This window comes from Nocardia sp. NPDC051900, from assembly GCF_044452545.1.
GTDB classification, from domain to species: domain Bacteria; phylum Actinomycetota; class Actinomycetes; order Mycobacteriales; family Mycobacteriaceae; genus Nocardia; species Nocardia sichangensis.
On record NZ_JBITBU010000001.1, the window covers coordinates 373,942 to 394,703 of the forward strand.

The window sequence follows — 20,762 nt, forward strand, 5'->3', positions numbered from 1 at the left end:
GGGGTGGGGGCGGGCGCCGCCCCCCCCCCCCCCCGCCCCCCCGCGCCCCGCCCCCCCCCCCCCCCCCCCCCCCCCCCGGGCCGCGAACGGGACAGGCTCGGTCTCGCTTCGCTCGAAAGACGTGGTTGAGGTGGCCTGGGCACGTTGGCGGCGACGCTCGCTACCCGATGCGCGCGGGTCGTAACAGCTGGCTGTCGGCTCGGCCCGAATGCCCCGCTTGGCGTGGCCGGTTCTGGACTGGCTTTTCATCGGGCCAGGAAGTGCCAGCCGAGCCAGGCCCACACGAGTACGGCGGCGATTTTCGTCAACCGTGAACCGGTCAGGTAGCCGATCGTCTCGCCCAACGACGCGACCCGGTCCCGGCGCAGCCGCGTGCCCGCCACCGCGACGAGCGCGGCCGCAAGGAGCAGGCCGAACCCGAGGAGGATGACAGCTCGGTCGCTCATCGCGATACCAGCCACCATCCGGCCGCCAGCCACAACAGCCATCCGGCGAATCGCAGCGGCCATTGTTCGAGCGCCGGGTCCAGCAGCGTGGACAGTGTCGGGTGTTCGTGGCTCGGCCGGTTCAGGGCGGGCTGCCGCAGAAGGGCGTAGACCTCCCATGCCGACGCCGCGACCAGCAGTGCCGACCACACGGCTGTGCCGCGCCTGAGCCGGGCGGTGGACGGGGGTCGCTCGATTCGCACGCGGAAGGCAAGCACCATCCCCGCGAGTGCCGCCGCCGCCACCATCGCGGTTGCCTGCCAGCTGAACGGCCTGGTCGCGGCACCGCACGCCGCCAGCACGAACCACGCCGCCAGCGGCGTCGCACGCCGTCGAAACCGATGCGCCGAGCGCGCTGGTTGCTCTGTCACATGCGCAGGATAAGACCCCGGTTGCCCAGAACGGGGCAGGCGGTTGCGACCTGCGCGCGGATTTCCAGCGAGGCGACATCGCTCCCCCGTGGTACCGCGCGGTCGGCCGCGTTCACCCGTCGGCGCGCAGCAGCCCCGAGATCAACAGCAGCACCGATTGCTGGGTCTGGGCGCGGGCGAGGTCGGGGTCTTCGGCGTGCGCGACGATCAGGGACGCCTCGCTGACCACGCTCACGACGAGCTGGGCCAGCACGGGAACGGGGGCGTCGGCGATCAACCCGGCGGCGCGGGCACGTTCGAGTTGCGCGGTGATCAGGCCTAGGCCGTGGGCGGATTCGAATTCGCGCCAGGCCTGCCAACCGAGCACGGCGGGGGCGTCGGTGAGGGCGATGCGCAGCATCGCCGGACGCTGGCAGATCTCCAGGAACAGCGCGAGACCCGCCGCCATCCCGGCCATCACATCGTCGGAATCTACGGCGGCGATGGCGTTTTCGATCTCCTCGGTGATCTCCGCCTCGATCTGCTCCAGCACCGCGAGGAACAGTCCGCGCTTGTCGCCGTAGTGGTGGTGCAGCGCGCCCCGGGTGACGCCGGCCTCGGTGACCAACTCCTCGGCGGAGGTGCCCGCGAAGCCGCGCTCGGTGAACAGGCGGCGTCCCGCCTGTTCGAGCGCGGCTCTGGTCGCTCGGGAGCGGTCTTCCTGGCTACGGCGTGGCATGCAGCCGAGTGAACTCCAGAATCGATTCGGCGAGCAACTCGGGCTGATCTTCCGGCAGGAAGGTGTAGGAGTCGTCGATGAGCTTCAGCGTCGCGTCCGGCAGGTCGCGAGCCAGGCGTTCGGCGAACGACACGGGGAACAACCGATCCTCCCGCGCCCAGGCCAGCAGTACCGGAATGTCGACTTCGGCGAAATGACGGGCGGCTTCCAGGGTGTATCGGCGATGCGCCGATTTCAGAAAGCGCCGCAGATCTTTCCGGATCGCGGCGGAGTCGCGGCTCGGCAGCAGGTAGGAGTCGACGATCTCCGGCGGGACCGGCCGTTTGGTGACCCAGCCGAAGGCCACCGGCAGCCGGTGCAGCGCGCGGATGCGCAGCAACTCGGTCAGCGGGCGCAGCGAGCCGGGGATCCTGGCCAGCAGCGGCAGCGTGGTGAACGGCTGCGGCAGGAAGCCCTCGTAGCTGTCCACCGAGGCGAGCACCACCCGGCCGACGCGGGAGCGGTCGCGGGTCAGCAACACCTGCGTGATCGCTCCGCCGGTGTCGTTGGCGACCAAGGTGACGTCGGTGAGGTCGAGGCGTTCGAGGAACGCGGCGATGAGATCGGCGACACCGGCCGGAGTCAGTTCCGCGTCCGGCACCGGGATCTCGTGCGAGCCGAGCGGCCAGTCCGGCGTCAGGCAGCGGTACCCGGCCGCTGCGACAGCGGGCACCACCTTGCGCCAGAGGTCCGCGTTGACGAGCAAGCCGTGCACGAAGACGACAGGGGCGCCCGCACCCGTCTCGTGGTAGCGGATACGGCCGCCGGGCAGGTCCACATCGTGGGTGCGGCCTAGTGCTGTGCTGGTTGCCATGGGTCCTCCCAGTGGTCTCGGTTCCCGACCACTGTTACATACATACCGTATGTATGTCTAGACCCGCAGCGCGCGGCGGATCAGCTGAACACCGCCTTGACCGCGTCCTTCGACGCCGTCACCGCGGTCGCCAGAGAGGCGACGCCCGCCACCGACTCCCCGACCGCGTACAGCACCCCCGTGAGCACGATCCGATTCGGCCGCTCCTTCGCCGCCTCGGCCGCCGCCCGCCGAGTCGTCTCCTCGACCAACTGCCGTTGCGCCAGATCGATGTCACACCGGCTGATCCGGTCGAGCAGATCGCTCAGGGAAGACCGCAATTCCTCCACCGCCTCCGCTGCCACCGCGTCGTACCTTCGGCGTGAACGCACGCCACATCTGCGGCAGAACAGGTGGTCGTCCCGGTTGGAATGCTGGCACTCGGCGCATCGCACCTCGCCAGCCAAGCATTCGCCTGCCGCCGAGCCGATCGCAATCCGGGTGCCGTACCAGGTCTGACCGGCTGTCACGGCACCCGGGTTCCATTCGGCTCGAGATGGATACGTGCCAGCAAGATCTTGCCGATGGGAGGCGTCAAGACCGCTCGAGCATCGCCAGGAACTCTCCCCCGCCCAGTTCGTTCCAGCGGCCCTGCGCACCGGCACCCGGCAACAGCGCCAAGGCTCCCGCGAGCGTGACCGCGGTGGCCAGTCCGTCGCGGCGCTCGGTGGCGATTTCCGGGACGGAGAGCGTGGATAGTTGGCTCACGAGTTCATTCTGACTGAGAAGGCTTCACTCACGCTGAATACGCACGGAGCCTGCGAGCAAGATATTGCGACCTAGCGCGGTACCGCGGCAAGCATCGGCGAAACGGCTGTCGACCAAGCTATTACGCACCCGGCGGGCTTTTCGGAGTGCCAGATCCTACATCGACGATCCCCCCGCGACCGTCTCTCCGAGGTCCATACTTGATTCCTGTTCCAGCACCGCCGACGCGACAGAGAACTCTCCACCCGGGGGACCATGAGAGGGGAACCGATTCATGCGACTCCTCGTCGCCGCACCGCTCGGAGACGTCATCGAGCCGACGCCGTCGCCGTCGTTCCCTGCGGCGGATACCGCCGTCGCGCCACCGAGCGGAACGGGCAGGGCGCTGATGCCGGACCGGGAGCGCCGAAAGCGGGCTGTGCCGTCAGGTGAATCGCGGACCGAGGACATCGGCGTGCCCATTTCGGCGGCACCAGCTGATGAGGTAGTGCGCGTGCTCACCGCACCAGCGAAAAACCGCGCCCTGGGTCAACGGCGTGCCCTCCGGCAACTCCTTCCGAGCGAGGATGATCGGGCCGATATAAGTATTGGTCGCCTTGTTGGCGGTGTTGAGACCAACACGAGCGACCTGGGCGAGAGAGTTGTAGTCCCACGCCGACTTGGCCGCGATCGCACCCGCCAGCCGGCCCGCCGTCTCGCCACGCTGTTCGGTGAACAGCGCGCACAACGCGGGCGGCCCTTGCGGCGGCGGCGCGACCTGGTCGCTGCGGCCGGTCGCGGCGCGCTGAATGGCATCCAGCAGCGCGGGCACGCCGGAGGACTTGTCGTAGAACTCGGCGATCTCGTCCGCGCGCAGCCGCGCCTCGTCGAGATGATCGCTCTCCATGCTGTGTCCTTGAGCCGCGAGCAGGACCTCGCTCTGCCGTTTGGTTTCCCGGAGCAAGTCCAGAACATCCAAACCGTCGAACCGGTATTCCATTTCGGGTTTGTTCCAGATCAGATCCGAGATGACCACATCGAACCGGAAACGTCCCACGATTCGACCGCGCACCTCGTCGACGTCGGAGGCGACCGCGACGGTCGACGCCGGAAAGTACTGCGACAGCACAGGGGCGATGATTCCGCCCAACGGCGAGGCGACAAGCACTCGTAAGTTCGGTTCCATAGCGCGATCTTCATCGCTGCCGACACTCGTCGGCAAGACTCCAAATGTCTATCGAACCAGTAGGTTTCGTAATGCGTATCGCACAGCAAGATCTTGCTCGCCCGGCCGGTTGAAGAGTGCCGCAGCCGGCGATCCGGCGCTCGAAGACTACCGATCGCCGACGTGTCGATGACCTCATCGCTTTTCGATTGCTCGGCGGACGACTCGGACACCGCAAGATCTTGCCGGAGAACGAGCGTTCGAGCAATATTCCAGCGACACACCTCGGTACCGGCAAAAATCGGCCCACCGGCCGGAATACGGGTCGGAAATCACCGCGAAATTCGCTGATCAATCACCCACGGCGACTTATATGCTTTCAATCCGGTGCGCCACCCGAGCCTGTCGCACCGTTCCCCCTACCGGAAGGACCAGCAATGGCCGAAGTGTGTCCACAGTGCGGCAAGAAGACCGGAATGGATATCGGCGAGAAGGATCGTCAGGGGTGGCAGAAATACCAGTGCCAGATGTGCAAATACGAATGGAAGGCACCGAATCCCTGATCGTTCTCGCCGACCGTCCGGCGCCCGTCGTGCGGCTTATCCGATGAGATCGCAGGGAAAATCGTTCCGGCCTCGAATTTTCGCAGTATCAATTCGCGTGCATCGTCACCAGACGCATCGGGAGGGCAATCAGTGGCACACACCGTCGGTATCGATCTCGGTACCACGTATTCAGCGGTCGCCGTCGTCGGCGCGGGCGGGAAACCGGAGATCCTGGTCAACCGGGACGGCGAGCGGATCACGCCTTCGGTGGTCTTCTTCGACTCCGACAGCGTGCTCGTCGGCTCGATGGCCAAACGGTCCGCGGCGACCGCGCCGCTGGATGTCGTGCAGTTCGTCAAGCGGCAGATGGGCAATCCGGACTGGCGATTCGTCACCTCCGACGATCGCGCCTATTCGGCCGAGGAAGTCTCGGCGATGATTCTCAAACGGCTGAAAGACGACGCCGAATTGATCCTGGGGCAGGGGCAGGTCACCGACGCGGTGATCACGGTCCCGGCGTTCTTCGACGACGCGCGCCGCCGGGCGACCAGGGACGCGGGAACGATCGCCGGACTCAACGTGCTGCGCGTGGTGAACGAGCCGACCGCGGCCGGGTTGGCCTTCGGGCTCGACCTCGGCCGCAGCGGCACCGTCATGGTGTACGACCTGGGCGGCGGCACGTTCGACGTCACCGTGATGCGGATCCGCGACGGCGTGTTCGACGTGCTCGGCACCGATGGGCTGCACGAACTGGGCGGCTTCGAATGGGACAACCGGCTCATGCGCCACCTCAACGAGGAGTACATGGCCCGAGGCGGCGGCGATCTCGACGACGCGTTCGAGACCCAAGCCGATCTGCGCGAGAAAGCAGAACTCGCCAAACGCACCCTGAGCTCCGCCGGGTCAACGCGAGTCGTGCTCAGCCACAACGGCGTCACACACACGCTCACCGTCACGCGGGAAACGTTCGAGGACCTCACCAGCGACCTGCTGAACCAGTCGCGCGACCTGACCCATTCCCTCGTGGAGGAATTGGGCCTGAGCTTCGCCGACCTCGATCACGTCTTGCTCGTCGGCGGCTCCACGCGCATGCCCATGGTGGCGGCGATGCTGGAGGAACTGACCGGCAAGCCGCCGTTGCGTGCGGGCAACCCCGACGAACTCGTGGCGCTCGGCGCGGCGATCCGCGCCGAAGCGGAGACGTCCTCGAGCACGGCGCCGAAGCCGGTCATCCTCGACGTCACCTCGCAGGCGCTGGGCACGGTCGCCCTGAACGACAACCGGGAACCGAAGAACAACATCGTGATCCCCCGCAACACCAAGATCCCAGCCAAGGCGAGCAAAGTGTTCGGCACCGTCGCCGACGGCCAGACCGAACTGCGGATCTGCGTCACGCAGGGCGACGACGAGGATCTCGACTACGTCCGGTTCGTCACCGAAGGAAAGTGGCCCGACGGCGGGCAGCTCTTCGCCATTCCGCCCTATCCGGCGAATGCTCCGGTCCAGATCACATTCCACTACGACATAGACCAGACCATTCAGGTCGAGATCACCGACCTCACCGCGGACAAATCGCTCGGCACGTTCGAGGTCGACAACGTCGCCAACCTCAGCGAGGGCGAAATCCGCGTCGCACGCACTAAGAACGAAGACCTCGAGGTGAATTGAAGCATGACCACGACAACCGAAGAATTCGTCAACTACTACGAAATCCTCGGCCTCGCCGAGACCGCCGACCCGGATGCCATCAAGACGGCCATCCGCGAGCAGCGCAGAATGTGGAACAAGCGCGCGGGCCAGTCGGATCCCGTCAAACGCGCGCAGGCCGAAGCCCGGGTACGGCACCTCGGTCAGGCCGAGCGCGTGCTGCTCGACCCGAACCAGCGGCGGCAATTCGACCAGCAGGCCAGGCAGTACCGTCCGGCGAGCAATCAGCCCGCGCCCGTGGTACAGGGCGGCCGGGACTGGCTGAGCCTCGCACGCGAGTATTTCGAGCGCGGCAACGCTCCCTCCGCGTACTACTGCGCCCGCGAGGCGATCTCGGTCAACGGCGCGAACCACGAAGCGTGGGCGGTGCGGGCGAACTCGTCGTTCGTCATGGGCAACTACAAGGACGCCGGCTTCGAATTCCGGGAGGCCATCAGCCTCAAGCCCGACAGCCCGGAATACCACTTCGACTACGCCGAAGCGTTTCTCGCCACCGGGGCGCTGAACGAAGCGCTCGGCGAATACGAGACGGCTCTGCGTCTCGCGCCCGGCGAGCCGCTGTACCGCACCGCCATCGCCAACGTCTACCTCCAGCAGCACAAGAACGACCAGGCGCTGGAACTGATGGAGGACGTGGTCCGGCACCATCCGAACGAGCAGATCTTCCAGTACTACCTCGCGCTCGCGCTGGAGCAGGTCAACCTGGGGATGTGGTCGGAGCTCCGCAGCGGGGCGTACTGCATCACCTCCGAAGCCCAGATCGCCGTGACGCACGAAATGTCGGGCCGCGCACTGAAACTCCGGTTCGACGACGCGCCGCTGCGCGCCTCGCTGCAAGAGAACATCGAACTCGCCGAGCGGGCCGCCGTGGCCAAGTGGTTCCACAGCGGTGCGGGCGCGTGGGCGGTGGCCCTGGTGATCGGCCTGGCGCTGATTCCGGCGAAGGGCATCGGCCTGCTGATCGTCGCGGGCGTCATCGCCGGCTACACGCTGACCCACCGGATGCCGGTCTGGAAGCACAACTCGAAGCGATACGACATCGCCAAGCGCGGCATATGAGTGCGGCTCCGGACGCGGGTGATCCGCTGACCGCGCTGGCCGGGGAGATCGCGCAATTGCGTGATCTCTTCCAGCGCAGGTTGCTGGAGGACAAGGCGAAGAATCGGGCGTTCGACGACCTGCACGAGCAGCTCGCACTCGCACGCGGCGGGCTCTCCGAACAACTCCTGGCCCCGCTGTTTCGCGAGCTGCTCAGACTCGTCGATCGCGTGACTGCGCTGAACGACGACGACGCCGCGCTCGGCAGCATCGTCGACGAACTGCACGAACTGCTCGAACGTCGTGGCGTCCGGCGCGTGCCCGCCACGGCCGACTTCGATCCCGACGTTCACGAAGCCGTCGCCGTCGCCGAGGCTTCCGGCCGATCGCCGGGCACGGTGCTGCAGGTCGTCCGGCACGGATACCTCATGGGTGAACGCCTGCTGCGGCCGGAACAAGTCGTCGTCGCGGCGCGCCCCGCGCGATCGGAGTCCGCCGTTCCCCCCATCGAAAGGTTCGAATGATGCGCAAGACCCTCCGCGTAGCCGTTCTCGTCTCCGCTTCCACGGCGTTCCTCGCCCTCGGACTGCCGAGCGCATCGGCGTCCACCACCGTGAGCGGCACGATCGGCTGCATCAACAGCGCGTCGCCGGTAGGAGTCTGGGTTCAGGCCAAGACGTCGAAATCGGGATGGGCGCGGACCAAGCTTCCGGTCCGGCTCGGCGGCCACTCCAAGGTCGACTACTCCTTCGAGCTCGACAAGGGCGGCGACTACCAGGTGCATGTCGGGTGCGGGGGAACGCCGCAGAAGTGGGCGAAATCCCTGAAGTCCAAGGACGTCTCGGGCACCAAGAACGACTTCCTTTGCAACGACATGGACCGGCTGTCGGTGGCGGCGTTCAACGCTCTGGTCGGCCGGATGTTCGGCCGGCCGGACCTCACCCAGGGCGTGCCCTACGGTGAGTGCAAGCACATTCCGTGACATGAGTACTCGGACCTCTCGGCCGAGAGCACAGGCCCGCTGCCGCCGATCTTCTCCGCGGCGGCACGCAGGCGCCGGACCGATTCCGCGTCCCCTGTGGTGGGTCATCTGGAAGACCCGGCCGAGCAGGTAGGTTCGATCGCACAGGTCGCCGTTCGGTGCACGATCGAAACCGGACGGGTCGCTCGCCCCCTGCGACAATCTGGACGATTGACCAATATGACGCTACCGTCTGTAGATCACGACGAGACGGAGCTCACATGACGGTGTCCGATCCTGCCCACGTATCCGGCACGCGGGAACTGGGCCTGGCCGAACTGGCGGCCGCGATCGCGAGCGGCGCGATCACCTCGACCGCGGCGGTCGGCGGCGCACTGGACCGGATCGAGGCGGCGCAGGGCACGCTCAATGCCTTCCGGATCGTGCGCCGCGAGCGGGCCCTGGCGGAGGCCGCCGACGCCGACCGGCGGCTGGCCGCGGGAGAACGACTGCCGCTGCTGGGCGTGCCCGTCGCGGTGAAGGACGACACTGATGTCGCGGGCGAGCCGACCGCGTTCGGCTGCGGCGGCGACTTCGCACCGAAGACCGAGGACGCGGAATCGGTCCGGCGCATGCGTGCGGCGGGCGCGGTGATCGTCGGCAAGACGAACACCTGTGAACTCGGACAGTGGCCGTTCACGAGTGCCGCGTGGTTCGGGCACACCCGCAATCCGTGGGATCGCGGCAGGACGCCGGGCGGGTCCTCCGGCGGAGCTTCGGCCGCCGTCGCCGCCGGATTGGTCCCCGCCGCTCTGGGTTCCGACGGCGCGGGCTCGATCCGCATCCCTGCGGCCTGGACGAACCTGGTCGGCATCAAGCCGCAGCGCGGACGAATCTCCACCTGGCCGGAAGCCGAAGCGTTCTACGGGCTCACCGTGAACGGTCCGCTGGCGCGTACCGTCGCCGACGCGGCGCTACTGCTGGATGCGGCGGCCGGTCCGCATGAGGGAGATCTGCACACCCCGGAGCCGATCACCGCGTCGGACGCCGTCGGCCGGGATCCGGGAAAGCTGCGAATCGCCCTGTCGCTGCGTATCCCCTTCACCGCGACCAGGACCGCGCTTGATCCCGAGGTCGAGCGATCGGTGCGCCGCACCGCCGACACACTGCGCGCGCTCGGACACACCGTGACCGTGGCCGACCTGCACTACGGCATCCTGATCGGCGCTTCCTTCCTCCCGCGTTCACTCGCCGGGGTCCGGCGGGCGTACGACCGCATGCCCGGTCTGGAAGTCGATCCGCGCACCACCGCCAACGCCCGAATCGGACGCGCGCTCGACGGCCCCGCCCTCTACGCGGCACGGCAGCTGGAACCTCTGCTGCACAAGCGAATCGGCCACTTCTTCCGCGACTACGACGTGGTCCTCGCCCCGACCACCGCCACCCCACCGCCCCGCGCCGAGGAAATCGACGGCATCGGCGTCAACGCCACCAACAACCTCATCACCGCGGCCTGCCCCTACACCTGGCCATGGAACGTCCTCGGCTGGCCCAGCATCAACGTCCCCGCAGGCTTCACCGACACCGGCCTCCCCGTAGGCGCCCAACTGATGGGCACAGCAAACTCCGAACCCCTCCTGATCTCCTTGGCCGCCCAACTCGAATCCGAACTCCAGTGGCACCGCCACCGCCCCGTCCCGTGGTGGTGACCCGGACCATCGACAACTCGGCGTCCGTGTCCGGGCGTTTCGGCATGCGCAGCGGGAAGTTCAGTCCGTCGGCTGCGCCGGATCGGCCTGGCCGCCGCAGAACACCTCGTCGACGAGCCTCTGTGTCGCTTGCTGGAACGGCACGGCCAGGGACAGGGCGGCGTCGTCCGCGTAGTTCAGGGTGGCGGTCAGGGTCTTCTTGCCGTCGGGTGTGCTGTACATCAGCGCCGCGTGACCCGCCGCGCCGCCGTTGTGGGTGACGACCGTGCCGCCGAGACCGGTGTCCTGCACGAATACACCGAGGCCGTAGCCCATGTTCGGGATGCCTGTCGGGTGCGGTGCGCACATCTCGGCCAGCAACTCGGCAGGCAGCAGCTTGCCGCTCGTCAGCGCGGAAATGAAGGTTCGCAGGTCCTGGGTGGTCGAGATCATGTCACCGCCGCTGGAGATCCAGGAGGGGTTGTGGCTGGTGACGTCGACCGTCTTCTCCTGCCCGGCGTCCTCGTATCGGTAGTAGGCGTGGGCGTGCGGCTCGGGGAGCTCGGTCTGGGTGGTCGGGGCCACGGTGCCCGACAGCCCGAGCGGCCCGAAGATCAGCCGCTGCATCTCCTGGGCGACCGGGCGGCCGGTGACCTTCTCGATCAGCAACCTGGCCAGCACGTAGTTGGTGTTGGAATAGCTCCAGCCCGTGCCCGGTTCGAACCGCGCGGGCTTGGACAACGCCAGCCGCACCAGCTCTTCGGGCTGGTAGGTCTCGAAACGCTTGTCCACCCACTCTTTGCCCGCGGTGGTAGCGGGGATTCCCGGCACGACGGTCCCGTCTTCGTAGTACTCGCCGGTGAAGTTGAACACCCCGCTGGTGTGCTGCAACAGCATCCGCACCGTGATCCGCGAATCGAGTTCGAACTCGGGCAGGTAGTGGGCCGCCGGGTCGTCCAATCCGATCTTGCCCTCGGCCACCAGTTGCAGGACCAGAGTCGCGGTGAAAGTCTTTGTGTTGCTGCCGATCCGGACGTGCCCGTCGGTCGGCGGCTTCGCGATGTCGCCCAGCCTGCTCACCCCGGCGCTGCCGACCCACTCGCCCCGCTCGTCGTGCACGCGCAGCGTGATTCCGGCGAAACCAGAAGCGACGATCTCATCGAGGGCCTTCTGGAGTTGCGGTCGATCCGGCCCGGCGGCAACCGTTCCGCTGTCGGCACCGGCCACCCCGGCGGCATCGAGCGCCGCGATGATCTTGCGGGCCATCTCGGCCGTGGCGGGGCCGGGCTCGCCGTGGTGAGGCTGGGCGGCTGCGTCGACGGCGATGCGGACGGTGCCGCGGAAGTTGTCGGCCTCGGCCGGATCGTGCCGCTCGAGCAGGTGCACGGCCGAGGTCAGGGCAGGCAGTACCTGGTCGGCGAGTTCGGCGACGGTCTTGCCCTTCAACTGGATGTCCTTGGACTTCGCGGCGAGCACGTGCCCGACCAGGCCGGTCGCCGACGTCAGGGCGATGGAGCCGTTCGTCGCGGCCACGTGCGGCGTGCCGGTGGCGGCCATCAGCGACAACGCGCCGTACGCGGCGGTCCGCAGCGTGCTCTTGTCCTGGTCGGAGAGGGTGGTGGTGGAAGTCGCGATTGCTGTGCTGTTCATGTGACTACTGTCGCGAGCCCGGCTGATACCGAGCTGACGCCGTTCTGACACGACCACTGACACGGCACTCGCCTCGAGTACAGCCGACACATCGGTGGATTACCCGGAATCATCGGCAGCCGACCGGACGCCCCACGCCAACGAAGACGCCTCCAGGACTTCCACGCACGCCCGCCGACGCCCGAACCGGTCAGAAACCCAGTTTGCCCAGCTGTTTCGGGTCGCGCTGCCAGTCCTTGGCCACCTTCACGTGCAAATTCAAGTAGATCCGGGTGCCGAGGATGTGTTCGATCTGCTTGCGGGCGTTGGTGCCGACCTCTTTCAGCCGGGAACCGCCCTTGCCGATGACAATGGCCTTCTGGCTGGGCCGCTCGACGTAGAGCAAGGCGTGCACGTCGAGCATGTCCTCGCGCTCTTCGTAGGGCAGGACCTCCTCGATGACGACGGCCAGCGAGTGCGGCAACTCGTCGCGCACACCCTCGAGCGCGGCCTCGCGAATGAGCTCGGCCATCAACGTTTCCTCGGGCTCGTCGGTGAGCTCGCCGTCGGGGTAGAAAGCCGGGCCCTCCGGCATCTTCGAGGCGATGACGTCGACGAGGACTTCCACCTGCTCACCCTTGACCGCCGAGACCGGCACCACGTCGGCCTCGGGGCCGAGCAACTGGGCCACGGCGAGCAATTGCTCGGCGATCTGCTCGCGGCTCACCTTGTCGATCTTGGTGACCACGCCGAGCAGCGTCGTCTTCGGCGCCATCTGCTTGATCTGCTGCACGATCCAGCGGTCACCCGGACCGATCTTCTCGTCGGCCGGGATGCACAGCGCGATCACGTCGACTTCCGAATACGTATCGCGCACAAGGTCGTTGAGGCGCTGGCCGAGCAAGGTGCGCGGGCGGTGCAAGCCCGGTGTATCGACCAGGATCAGCTGAGCGTGCTCGCGGTGCACGATGCCGCGAATCGTGTGCCTGGTGGTCTGCGGGCGCGACGAGGTGATCGCGATCTTCGCGCCGACCAGGGCGTTGGTCAAGGTCGACTTGCCGGTGTTCGGCCGACCGACGAAACAGACGAACCCGGAACGGAATTCGCCCTTCTCCCGCGCGTCAGCCACCGCGGACCTCGCCGGAGTCGGCGCTCACCGCGTCGGCCGCGTCCGCGGAGTCGTCGACGATCTCGAACACCGCGCCGTCACGATCGGTGAAGATGATCCGCGCCTCCGCCGAAACCTCCCGCACCGCCGTCACACCGAAGTCGGACAACCGCCCGCCGACCACCACGGCCGCCTCGAAGCCCTCCGCGCCGCTGGACAACGCCGCGGCCACGGCGGCTTGCAGCGCCGTCAACCGCAACGCGGTCAGCGTGACCTCGCCCGCGGCGTAGGTGCGACCGTCGGTATCGCGGATCGCGGCTCCACTCGCCCCGCCGGTGCGGCCGAGCGCACCACGGGCCAGCACGACCAGCTTGTTGTCCTCGGCGTCCAGTTCGGTCATTCGGTGTCTCCGTCCTCGTCGCGATCGGCCGCGATATCCCGCTCCGATCCGTTCGCCTTGCGCTTGCCATTGGGATTGTCCCCGTTGGTCTTGCCCGCGGGGACCTTCTCGCGCGCTTTGCGTACCACCACGGTGTTCACCCGCATCCGGCCGCGCGCGTCCGGTCCGCCTTCACCGCGCAGCACCAACCCGTGCGCCTCGATCTTCGAACCGGGCAGCGGCACCCGGCCCAGTTCGTGCGCGAGCAGGCCGCCGACGGTGTCGACGTCCTCCTCCTCGATCTCCAATCCGAACAGCTCGCCGAGATCCTCCACCGGCAGCCGGGCCGACACGCGGTAGCGCCCGTCGCCGAGATCCTCGACGGGCGGGGTCTCGTCGACGTCGTACTCGTCGGCGATCTCTCCGACGATCTCCTCCAGCACGTCCTCGATGGTCACCAGACCCGCGATGCCGCCGTACTCGTCCACCAGCAACGCCATGTGGTTGCGCCTGCGTTGCATCTCGTCGAGCAGGCTGTCCAGCGGTTTGGAGTCGGGCATGAACACCGCGGGACGCATCACCTCACGCACCCGTACCTTGCGGCTGCGTTCGGCGAACGGCACGAGGTCTTTCAGATACACCACGCCGCGAATGTCGTCGACGTTCTCGCCGACCACCGGGATCCGCGAATGCCCGGAACGCACCGCCAGCGACATGGCCTGCGCCGCGGTCTTGTCCGCTTCGATCCAGACCATCTCCGTGCGCGGCACCATCACCGCACGCGCCGCTGTGTCGCCGAGTTCGAAGACCGACTGGATCATCCGCCGTTCGTCGTCGGCCACCACTCCGCGCTCACCGGCCATCTCGACCACTTCGCGCAACTCGATCTCGGAAGCGAAGGGCCCGTTGCGAAAACCCTTACCGGGAGTGATCGCGTTACCGATGAGGATCAGCAGCCTGCTGATCGGGCCGAGCAGCGCGCCGATGAACTGCAGGGGCAGGGCCGCGGCCAGGGCGATGGAATACGCGTGCTGCCTGCCCAGCGTGCGCGGGCCGACACCGATCACCACGTAGGACACCAGCACCATCACCAGCGCGGTGATCAGCAGCGCCCAGTTCCTGCCCCAGACCGTCATCAGTCCCGCCGCCAGCAGCACCGTCGCGCCGATCTCGCACAGGATGCGAAGCAGCACCATGAGATTCACGTAGCGGGCCCGGTCGTCGACAACCCGGCTCAGCCGCACGGCGCCGGGCCGGTCGGCTCGCACCAAGTCCTCGACGCGGGCGGGCGAGATCGTGTTCAGGGCGGAATCGACCCCGGCGAAGACCCCACCCACGGAGATGAGCAGGACCGCGAGCAGGACGAGGGTCAGGGCATTCACGCGGGACCCAGGGACTCACCCGGTGTGGTGAAACCCGCCTTACCCAGCAACCGCGCGTCGCGTTCGGCCAGTTCGGCGCGCCGCTGCGCCTCCCGCAGGCTCTCGTACCACTCCTCGAGCAGCCGGGCCTGCAACGCGAACATCTCTTTCTCCTCGTCCGGCTCGGCGTGGTCGTAGCCGAGCAGGTGCAGCACGCCGTGCACGGTGAGCAGAGCGAGTTCGTGATCCAGGGAGTGCCCCGCCTTACGGGCCTGACCGGCGGCGAACTCCGGGCACAGCACGATGTCGCCGAGCATGGATGGGCCTGGTTCGGGGCTGTCGGGCCGCCCGCCCGGCTCGAGTTCGTCCATGGGGAAGGACATGACGTCGGTCGGGCCGGGTAGGTCCATCCAGCGCATGTGCAGGTCGGCCATGGTGTCGAGATCGACGAGCACCATCGACAGCTCCGCGGCGGGGTGCACGTCCATCCGGGCGATCACGAACCGCGCGACGCTGACCAGCTCTTCTTCGGGCACGTCGATACCCGACTCGTTGGCGATCTCGATACTCACCCGAACAGCCTACGATCCCGTCGATCGTGTCGGCGGAGCGGAGCCCCGCCCGGCGAGACGAGTTACCGCCGGTCCGACCGGCTCGCCGCGCGGCGCTGCGCTCGGTTGCCGCCGTAATGCGGGGCGACCTGCGGACGCGACTGGGCCTCGAAGCGGTCGTAGGCGTCGACGATGTCCGAGACCAGCCGGTGGCGAACCACGTCGCTACTGGTCAGCTCCGCGAAGTGGATGTCCTCGATCTCGGTGAGGATCTCGCTGGCGGCGCGCAGACCGGACCGGGCGCCAGTCGGCAGATCGACCTGCGTCACGTCGCCGGTCACCACGATCTTCGAGCCGAACCCGAGGCGGGTGAGGAACATCTTCATCTGCTCGGCGGTGGTGTTCTGCGCCTCGTCGAGGATGATGAAGGAGTCGTTCAGCGTGCGTCCGCGCATGTAGGCCAGCGGCGCGACCTCGATGACACCGGCCGCCATCAGCTTGGGAATGGCCTCCGGGTCCATCATGTCGTGCAGCGCGTCGTAGAGCGGGCGCAAGTACGGGTCGATCTTCTCGTTCAGCGTGCCGGGCAGGAAGCCGAGCCGCTCGCCCGCCTCGACCGCGGGGCGGGTGAGAATGATCCGGTTGACCTGCTTGGTCTGCAGCGCCTGGACCGCCTTGGCCATCGCCAGATAGGTCTTGCCGGTACCGGCGGGGCCGATGCCGAACACGATCGTGTTCGCGTCGATCGCGTCGACGTAACGCTTCTGGTTCAGCGTCTTGGGCCGGATGGTCTTGCCCCGCCGGGACAGGATGTCCAGGCTGAGCACCTCCGCGGGGGACTCGCTGGAGCCCTCGGTGAGCATCGAAACGGTGTGCCGCACCGCCTCGGGCGTCACCACGCGGTTGCGCCCGGTCAGCGCGACCAGCTGCTCGATGACCCGCTCGGCGAGCGCGACGTCGGCCGCCTTGCCGGTGAGGGTCACGGAATTCCCGCGGACGTGGATGTCCGCGTCGAGCAGCGTCTCCAGTTCGCGAAGATTCTGGTCGGCCGAACCGAGGAAGGGGAACACGGATTCAGGAGCGAGTTCGATGCTCGAGCGCACGGTGCGCGCTGCGGGACCCGAACCGTTGTCGCCGGCGCCGATGCCTGCCGCTGGGGTGGTGGGGTCGCCGATCTCGCCTTGTGTTCTCAAAAGTGGCTATAGCCTGCTTTCCGGTCTCGACTGCTGCTGTATGGAGAAAGTTTAACCCGCCCCACCGACACCGCCCAGTGAATAAGCCGTGGGCAAAACCGGCTCCTCACGGGATTCCCCCACGTCGCCGCGCCCAATCCTCGGTGAAATCACGAAAGCGTCGCACCGCGTCCGGTGGTGTGGTAGCGGCGGGCCAGATCAGCCCGACCGCGCGCGCGGCGCCCGCGTCCGCGAGCGGGACCGTCACCGGGCCGGACAGCGGGCCCGCGGACAGTGGATCTTCGCGCGGCAGGATCGCCACTCCCAACCCCGCCGAGACCAGCCCGGCCACCGTGACGAGATCGCTCGACTCGAACGCGATCCGCGGCCGGATGTCCGCGGCGGCGCACAGTTCGTCGAAGATGCGCCGCATCCCGAATCCGTGGTGCATGGTGACGAACTCCGCGTCGGCCACCTCCGCGAGGCGGACCTGCCGCCGTCCGGCCAACCGGTGTTCCGGCGGCACCGCGAGTACCAGCGGCTGTCGCAGCACGGCGCGCCAGCCCACGCCTGCGACGGCCGGGCGCGGCGAGACGATGCCCAGATCGCTTTCACCCGCGAGCACTCGCTCGGTCACCGCGGCCGCCGCTCCCTGCCACAGCGTGATCGTGATCCGGCCGGAGATGCGCCGGAAGCCGCTGATCAGCTGCGGCACCAGCGAGCCGCCGAAAGAGTGCTGGAACGCCAGCCGCACGACGCCCCCGGCCGGGTTGGCTCGATCGGCGAGGACCTGTTCCGCCGCGTCCAGTTCGGATTGCGCGCGGCGGGCGTGCTCGTAGTAGATGCGACCGTATTCGTTCAGGACGATCCGCTTCCCGCGCCGGTCGAACAGTTCGACTCCCACCCTGCGCTCCAAGCGGGCCAGCATGCGCGACAACGTCGGCTGCGCCAGGTGCAACCGCTCCGCGGCGGCGCCGACCCGTTCGAGTTCGGCGAGTGTCGTGAACCACTCCAGATCCTCGCCAAGCACTGCCCGACCTTTCTATATGCGCTCAGGGAATGAACTCACTTCTCATTATTCATTTCCTTCCGGAATACCGCCTGGCGATGCTGGACGAAAGGAGGACCCGATGACCACGACACGGATCGAAGCGGCGAGGGACGTCGCCCACGAACGCAGGATCACCATCGCGCTGTTCGCGGCCGGTCTGACGACATTCGCCTCGATGTACAGCGCCCAGGCACTGCTGCCGAGTCTCTCGGCCGCGTTCGGCGCGACGCCCGCGCTGGCGGCACTGGCGGTGTCGCTCACCACCGGGTTCCTCGCGCTGGCCATCATCCCGGTGAGCGCGCTCTCGTCGCGGATCGGCCGGACCAAGGTGATGATCGGTTCCGCCGTCGCGGCGGCGGTGCTCGGACTGCTGCTGCCGCTGAGCCCTTCGCTGGATCTGCTGCTGGCCGGACGCGCGCTGCAAGGCATCGCGCTGGCCGGTGTGCCCGCGGTGGCGATGGCCTATCTGGCAGAGGAGATCAGCGGGGACGGGCTGGGCGCCGCGATGGGCATCTACGTCGCGGGTACCACTATCGGCGGGCTGGCCGGGCGGTTGATCCCGGCGTTCACGTTGGACGTGGCGTCCTGGCGGTGGGCGCAGGCGGTGGCCTCGATCGCCGCCGCGGCCTGCACCGTGTGGTTCGTCCGCCGGCTGCCGCCCTCGCGCGGCTTCGTGCCTCGTCCCGCCGGAATCCGGACGGTCCTCGGCGACCTCGGCAGCCCCTTGCGTCACCGTGGACTGCTCGCTCTGTTCGGACTGGCGTTCGTGCTCATGGGCGGGTTCGTCTCGATGTACAACTATCTCGGCTACCGGCTGACCAGCGCGCCGTTCGGGCTGCCGGAAGCACTGGTGGGGCTGGTGTTCGTGCTCTATCTGGCCGGAACGGCGGCCTCGGCGGCATCCGGCCTGCTGACCGATCGGATCGGCCGATCCCGGGTGCTCGCGATGTCGCTGGCCGTCATGGCGATCGGGCTCGTGGTGACGATTCCCGACCACATCGGCACTGTTCTGCTCGGCGTATTGCTCTTCACCGCGGGTTTCTTCGGGGCGCACACCGCGGCGAGCGCGTGGGTGGGGGCGATGGCCGAAGGCAACCGGGGCGCGGCGTCGTCGCTGTATCTGTTCGCCTACTACCTCGGCAGCGCGCTCGTCGGCGGAACGGCGGGCATCGCCTACGCCCGCTCCGGGTGGCTCGGGCTGGTCTGCGGCATCGGATCGCTGATGGTCATCGCGGCACTGCTGCTGTGGGTATCGCATCGGACGTCGACGCGAGACCTCACCAACGCGGCGTCAGTGCGCCGAGCGCCCCGAGAGCGACCGCTGCCGCGGTGGATGTACGCAGCACGGTCGGGCCGAGCAAGGTGATGTCCGCGCCCGCTTCGGCCAACGCCGTGAGCTCGGCGTCGTCCAGCCCGCCTTCCGGACCGACGACGAGGACGATTTCGGCGGCCTCGGCGAAGGGCAATTCGGTGAAACGGGCGGCGCCGGATTCGTGCAGCGCCGCGACGATCGCACCGCGGGCCTTCGCCGCGCGGACCAGCTCCAGCAAGTCCTGGGTGCGGTGCAGGTCGGCGACTTGCGGAATGTAGGCCCGGCGGGACTGCCTGGCGGCCGAGCGGGCCGCGGCCCGCCACTTCTCGACTCCCTTGGCCGCTTTGCCCTCCCAGTTCGCGACGCAGCGCGCGGCCTGCCAGGGAACGACGACGTCCGCGCCCGCCTCCGTCATCAGCTCGACCGCCAGTTCCGAGCGATCGGATTTCGGCAGCGCCTGCACGACGGTCACCGGCGGCGTCTGAGGTGCCGCGAGCACCCGCTCGCGCACCGCGAGCTCGAGCCGGTCGCGTTGCGCGGCAACGACTTCCGATGCGGCCAGTACCCCGCGCCCGTCGGAGAGGGTGATCGGCTCGCCGACCCGGATGCGGCGCACCGTGGCGGCGTGCCTGCCCTCCGGGCCGTCGAGCACCGCGACCGCGCCCGGCTCGGGCACCTCGTCGAGGTAGAAGACCGTCGCGGCCACCTAGCGCCCGCTGAAGGACGCGCGCAGTCGCGCGAACAGGCCGCTGTTGTGCTCGGATTGCGCCGACATCACTTCGGCGCGTTCCCGCTCGCGCAGTCCCTTGTACTTGCGCAACAGTTCGGTCTGCTTGCTGTCCAGCTTGGCCGGGATCACGATGTCCAGATGCGCCAGCAGGTCGCCGCGCGCGCTCGAGCGCAGCCGCGGCATGCCGTGCCCGCGCAGCACCGAGATCTCGCCGGGCTGGGTGCCCGCCGGAATACTCAACTCGGTCGGGCCGTCCAGGATGGTGTCGATCACGACGGTGGTGCCGAGCGCCGCGTCCACCATCGGCACCCGGATGGTGCAGTGCAGATCGTCCCCGTCCCGGACGAATACGTCGTGCGGCTGCTCCACGATCTCGACGTAGAGGTCGCCCGCGTGACCGCCGCCGGGGCCGACCTCGCCCTGCGCGGCCAGCCGCACCCGCATGCCGTTCGCGACGCCCGCGGGGATCGGGGCCGCGATCTCGCGGCGCGCCCGCACCCGGCCGTCGCCACCGCATTTGTGGCACGGGTCCGGGATGGTCTCGCCCGCGCCGCGGCAGGTGGGGCACGGGCGCGAGGTCAGCACCTGGCCGAGGAAGGACCGCTGCACGGACTGGACCTCACCCGCGCCGCCGCAGGTTTCGCAGCGCACCGGCTTGGACTTGCCGTTGGTACCGGAGCCCTGGCAGATGTCGCACAGGATCGCGGTGTCCACGGTCAGGTGCTTGGTCACGCCGACCGCGCACTCGGCCAAGCTGAGCCGGGTGCGGATCAGCGAGTCGGCGCCGGGCTGGACGCGACCGCGCGGCTTGCGCGCACCGGCCGATCCGCTCATGCCGCCGAAGAACGCCTCGAACACGTCGCCGAGCCCGCCGAAGCCCGCGCCATTGAATCCGGCCCCGCCACCGCCGGATTCCAGCGGGTCGCCGCCCATGTCGACGATGCGCCGCTTCTCCGGATCCGACAGCACCTCGTAGGCGGCCGACACTTCCTTGAACTTGGCCTGCGCCGCCTCGTCGGGGTTGACGTCGGGGTGGAGCTCACGCGCCAGCTTGCGGTATGCCCGCTTGATCTCCTGGTCGGTCGCGTTCTTCGCGACGCCGAGCAGTCCGTAGTAGTCCCGTGCCACTTGAGTTCTCTAGTCCTTGGTCGTTCTCGACAGTGCCGCCGGTGCCCGCGCCGCTGTGAAGCGCGCCGACAACAGCATTAGTCT

Annotated in this window: 22 protein-coding genes; 6 read left to right on the plus strand and 16 right to left on the minus strand. The window is 68.2% G+C overall.

The annotated features are described in order from the left end of the window. Positions 1 to 245: 245 nt before the first annotated feature. The 7 genes from ACIA5H_RS01740 to ACIA5H_RS01770 form a co-directional block, all read right to left on the minus strand. Positions 246 to 446, minus strand: a complete 201-nt coding sequence (locus ACIA5H_RS01740; protein WP_397073167.1) for a DUF6186 family protein — start codon at positions 444 to 446, stop codon at positions 246 to 248. After that, positions 443 to 856, minus strand: a complete 414-nt coding sequence (locus ACIA5H_RS01745; RefSeq protein WP_397073169.1) for a hypothetical protein — start codon at positions 854 to 856, stop codon at positions 443 to 445. Before ACIA5H_RS01745 ends, ACIA5H_RS01740 begins: the two co-directional genes overlap by 4 nt. A 112-nt stretch (positions 857 to 968) precedes the next feature. Further along, positions 969 to 1,574 (minus strand): TetR/AcrR family transcriptional regulator, encoded by a 606-nt coding sequence (locus ACIA5H_RS01750; RefSeq protein ID WP_356966346.1) that lies wholly within the window; start codon positions 1,572 to 1,574, stop codon positions 969 to 971. Then, complete coding sequence (locus ACIA5H_RS01755; protein WP_355072466.1) at positions 1,561 to 2,427, minus strand: alpha/beta hydrolase; 867 nt, start codon at positions 2,425 to 2,427, stop codon at positions 1,561 to 1,563. The genes ACIA5H_RS01750 and ACIA5H_RS01755 overlap by 14 nt, the downstream gene beginning before the upstream one ends. A gap of 80 nt (positions 2,428 to 2,507) precedes the next feature. Beyond that, positions 2,508 to 2,771: a hypothetical protein gene (locus ACIA5H_RS01760; RefSeq protein ID WP_355072464.1), complete on the minus strand. Its 264-nt coding sequence runs from the start codon at positions 2,769 to 2,771 to the stop codon at positions 2,508 to 2,510. Between the two features lie 229 nt (positions 2,772 to 3,000). After that, entirely contained in the window at positions 3,001 to 3,174 is a 174-nt protein-coding gene (locus tag ACIA5H_RS01765; RefSeq protein WP_397073173.1) for a hypothetical protein, read from the minus strand. A gap of 424 nt (positions 3,175 to 3,598) precedes the next feature. Then, positions 3,599 to 4,375, minus strand: coding sequence for a response regulator (locus tag ACIA5H_RS01770; RefSeq protein ID WP_397073175.1), 777 nt, complete (start codon positions 4,373 to 4,375; stop codon positions 3,599 to 3,601). Positions 4,376 to 5,013: 638 nt separating this feature from the next. Here ACIA5H_RS01770 and ACIA5H_RS01775 point away from each other — a divergent pair. The 5 genes from ACIA5H_RS01775 to ACIA5H_RS01795 all read left to right on the plus strand — a co-directional run bounded on the left by ACIA5H_RS01775 (position 5,014) and on the right by ACIA5H_RS01795 (position 10,278). After that, complete coding sequence (locus ACIA5H_RS01775; RefSeq protein ID WP_379254745.1) at positions 5,014 to 6,531, plus strand: Hsp70 family protein; 1,518 nt, start codon at positions 5,014 to 5,016, stop codon at positions 6,529 to 6,531. A gap of 3 nt (positions 6,532 to 6,534) precedes the next feature. Beyond that, positions 6,535 to 7,629: a tetratricopeptide repeat protein gene (locus ACIA5H_RS01780; RefSeq protein ID WP_397073177.1), complete on the plus strand. Its 1,095-nt coding sequence runs from the start codon at positions 6,535 to 6,537 to the stop codon at positions 7,627 to 7,629. Continuing rightward, positions 7,626 to 8,132, plus strand: coding sequence for a nucleotide exchange factor GrpE (gene grpE, locus ACIA5H_RS01785; RefSeq protein WP_397073179.1), 507 nt, complete (start codon positions 7,626 to 7,628; stop codon positions 8,130 to 8,132). The genes ACIA5H_RS01780 and grpE overlap by 4 nt, the downstream gene beginning before the upstream one ends. After that, complete coding sequence (locus ACIA5H_RS01790; RefSeq protein WP_356966361.1) at positions 8,132 to 8,590, plus strand: hypothetical protein; 459 nt, start codon at positions 8,132 to 8,134, stop codon at positions 8,588 to 8,590. The genes grpE and ACIA5H_RS01790 overlap by 1 nt, the downstream gene beginning before the upstream one ends. Positions 8,591 to 8,850: 260 nt before the next feature. Further along, complete coding sequence (locus ACIA5H_RS01795) at positions 8,851 to 10,278, plus strand: amidase (RefSeq protein ID WP_397073182.1); 1,428 nt, start codon at positions 8,851 to 8,853, stop codon at positions 10,276 to 10,278. Positions 10,279 to 10,338: 60 nt separating this feature from the next. On the opposite strand, the gene ACIA5H_RS01800 is transcribed toward ACIA5H_RS01795, so the two are convergent. From ACIA5H_RS01800 to ACIA5H_RS01830, 7 genes are all read right to left on the minus strand, one after another. Further along, positions 10,339 to 11,907, minus strand: a complete 1,569-nt coding sequence (locus ACIA5H_RS01800) for a serine hydrolase domain-containing protein (protein ID WP_397073183.1) — start codon at positions 11,905 to 11,907, stop codon at positions 10,339 to 10,341. A 190-nt stretch (positions 11,908 to 12,097) separates the two neighbouring features. Then, positions 12,098 to 13,015: a GTPase Era gene (gene era / locus ACIA5H_RS01805; RefSeq protein WP_355072447.1), complete on the minus strand. Its 918-nt coding sequence runs from the start codon at positions 13,013 to 13,015 to the stop codon at positions 12,098 to 12,100. Next, entirely contained in the window at positions 13,008 to 13,394 is a 387-nt protein-coding gene (locus ACIA5H_RS01810; RefSeq protein WP_379254736.1) for a cytidine deaminase, read from the minus strand. The genes era and ACIA5H_RS01810 overlap by 8 nt, the downstream gene beginning before the upstream one ends. Continuing rightward, a complete protein-coding gene (locus ACIA5H_RS01815) occupies positions 13,391 to 14,755 on the minus strand; it encodes a hemolysin family protein (RefSeq protein WP_355072443.1) in 1,365 nt (454 codons plus the stop codon). The genes ACIA5H_RS01810 and ACIA5H_RS01815 overlap by 4 nt, the downstream gene beginning before the upstream one ends. Next, entirely contained in the window at positions 14,752 to 15,306 is a 555-nt protein-coding gene (gene ybeY, locus ACIA5H_RS01820; RefSeq protein ID WP_195077616.1) for an rRNA maturation RNase YbeY, read from the minus strand. Before ybeY ends, ACIA5H_RS01815 begins: the two co-directional genes overlap by 4 nt. 62 nt (positions 15,307 to 15,368) lie before the next feature. Continuing rightward, positions 15,369 to 16,430 (minus strand): PhoH family protein, encoded by a 1,062-nt coding sequence (locus tag ACIA5H_RS01825; protein ID WP_039796813.1) that lies wholly within the window; start codon positions 16,428 to 16,430, stop codon positions 15,369 to 15,371. 154 nt (positions 16,431 to 16,584) lie between these two features. Beyond that, positions 16,585 to 17,487, minus strand: a complete 903-nt coding sequence (locus ACIA5H_RS01830; RefSeq protein ID WP_397073185.1) for a LysR family transcriptional regulator — start codon at positions 17,485 to 17,487, stop codon at positions 16,585 to 16,587. A gap of 100 nt (positions 17,488 to 17,587) precedes the next feature. Between ACIA5H_RS01830 and ACIA5H_RS01835 the strand changes: the two genes are divergently transcribed. After that, entirely contained in the window at positions 17,588 to 18,874 is a 1,287-nt protein-coding gene (locus ACIA5H_RS01835) for an MFS transporter (protein ID WP_397073187.1), read from the plus strand. On the opposite strand, the gene ACIA5H_RS01840 is transcribed toward ACIA5H_RS01835, so the two are convergent. Further along, positions 18,786 to 19,526, minus strand: coding sequence for a 16S rRNA (uracil(1498)-N(3))-methyltransferase (locus ACIA5H_RS01840; RefSeq protein ID WP_355072437.1), 741 nt, complete (start codon positions 19,524 to 19,526; stop codon positions 18,786 to 18,788). The genes ACIA5H_RS01835 and ACIA5H_RS01840 overlap by 89 nt on opposite strands. Then, entirely contained in the window at positions 19,527 to 20,678 is a 1,152-nt protein-coding gene (dnaJ, locus tag ACIA5H_RS01845; protein ID WP_355072435.1) for a molecular chaperone DnaJ, read from the minus strand. It lies immediately after the preceding gene. Positions 20,679 to 20,762 lie beyond the last annotated feature (84 nt).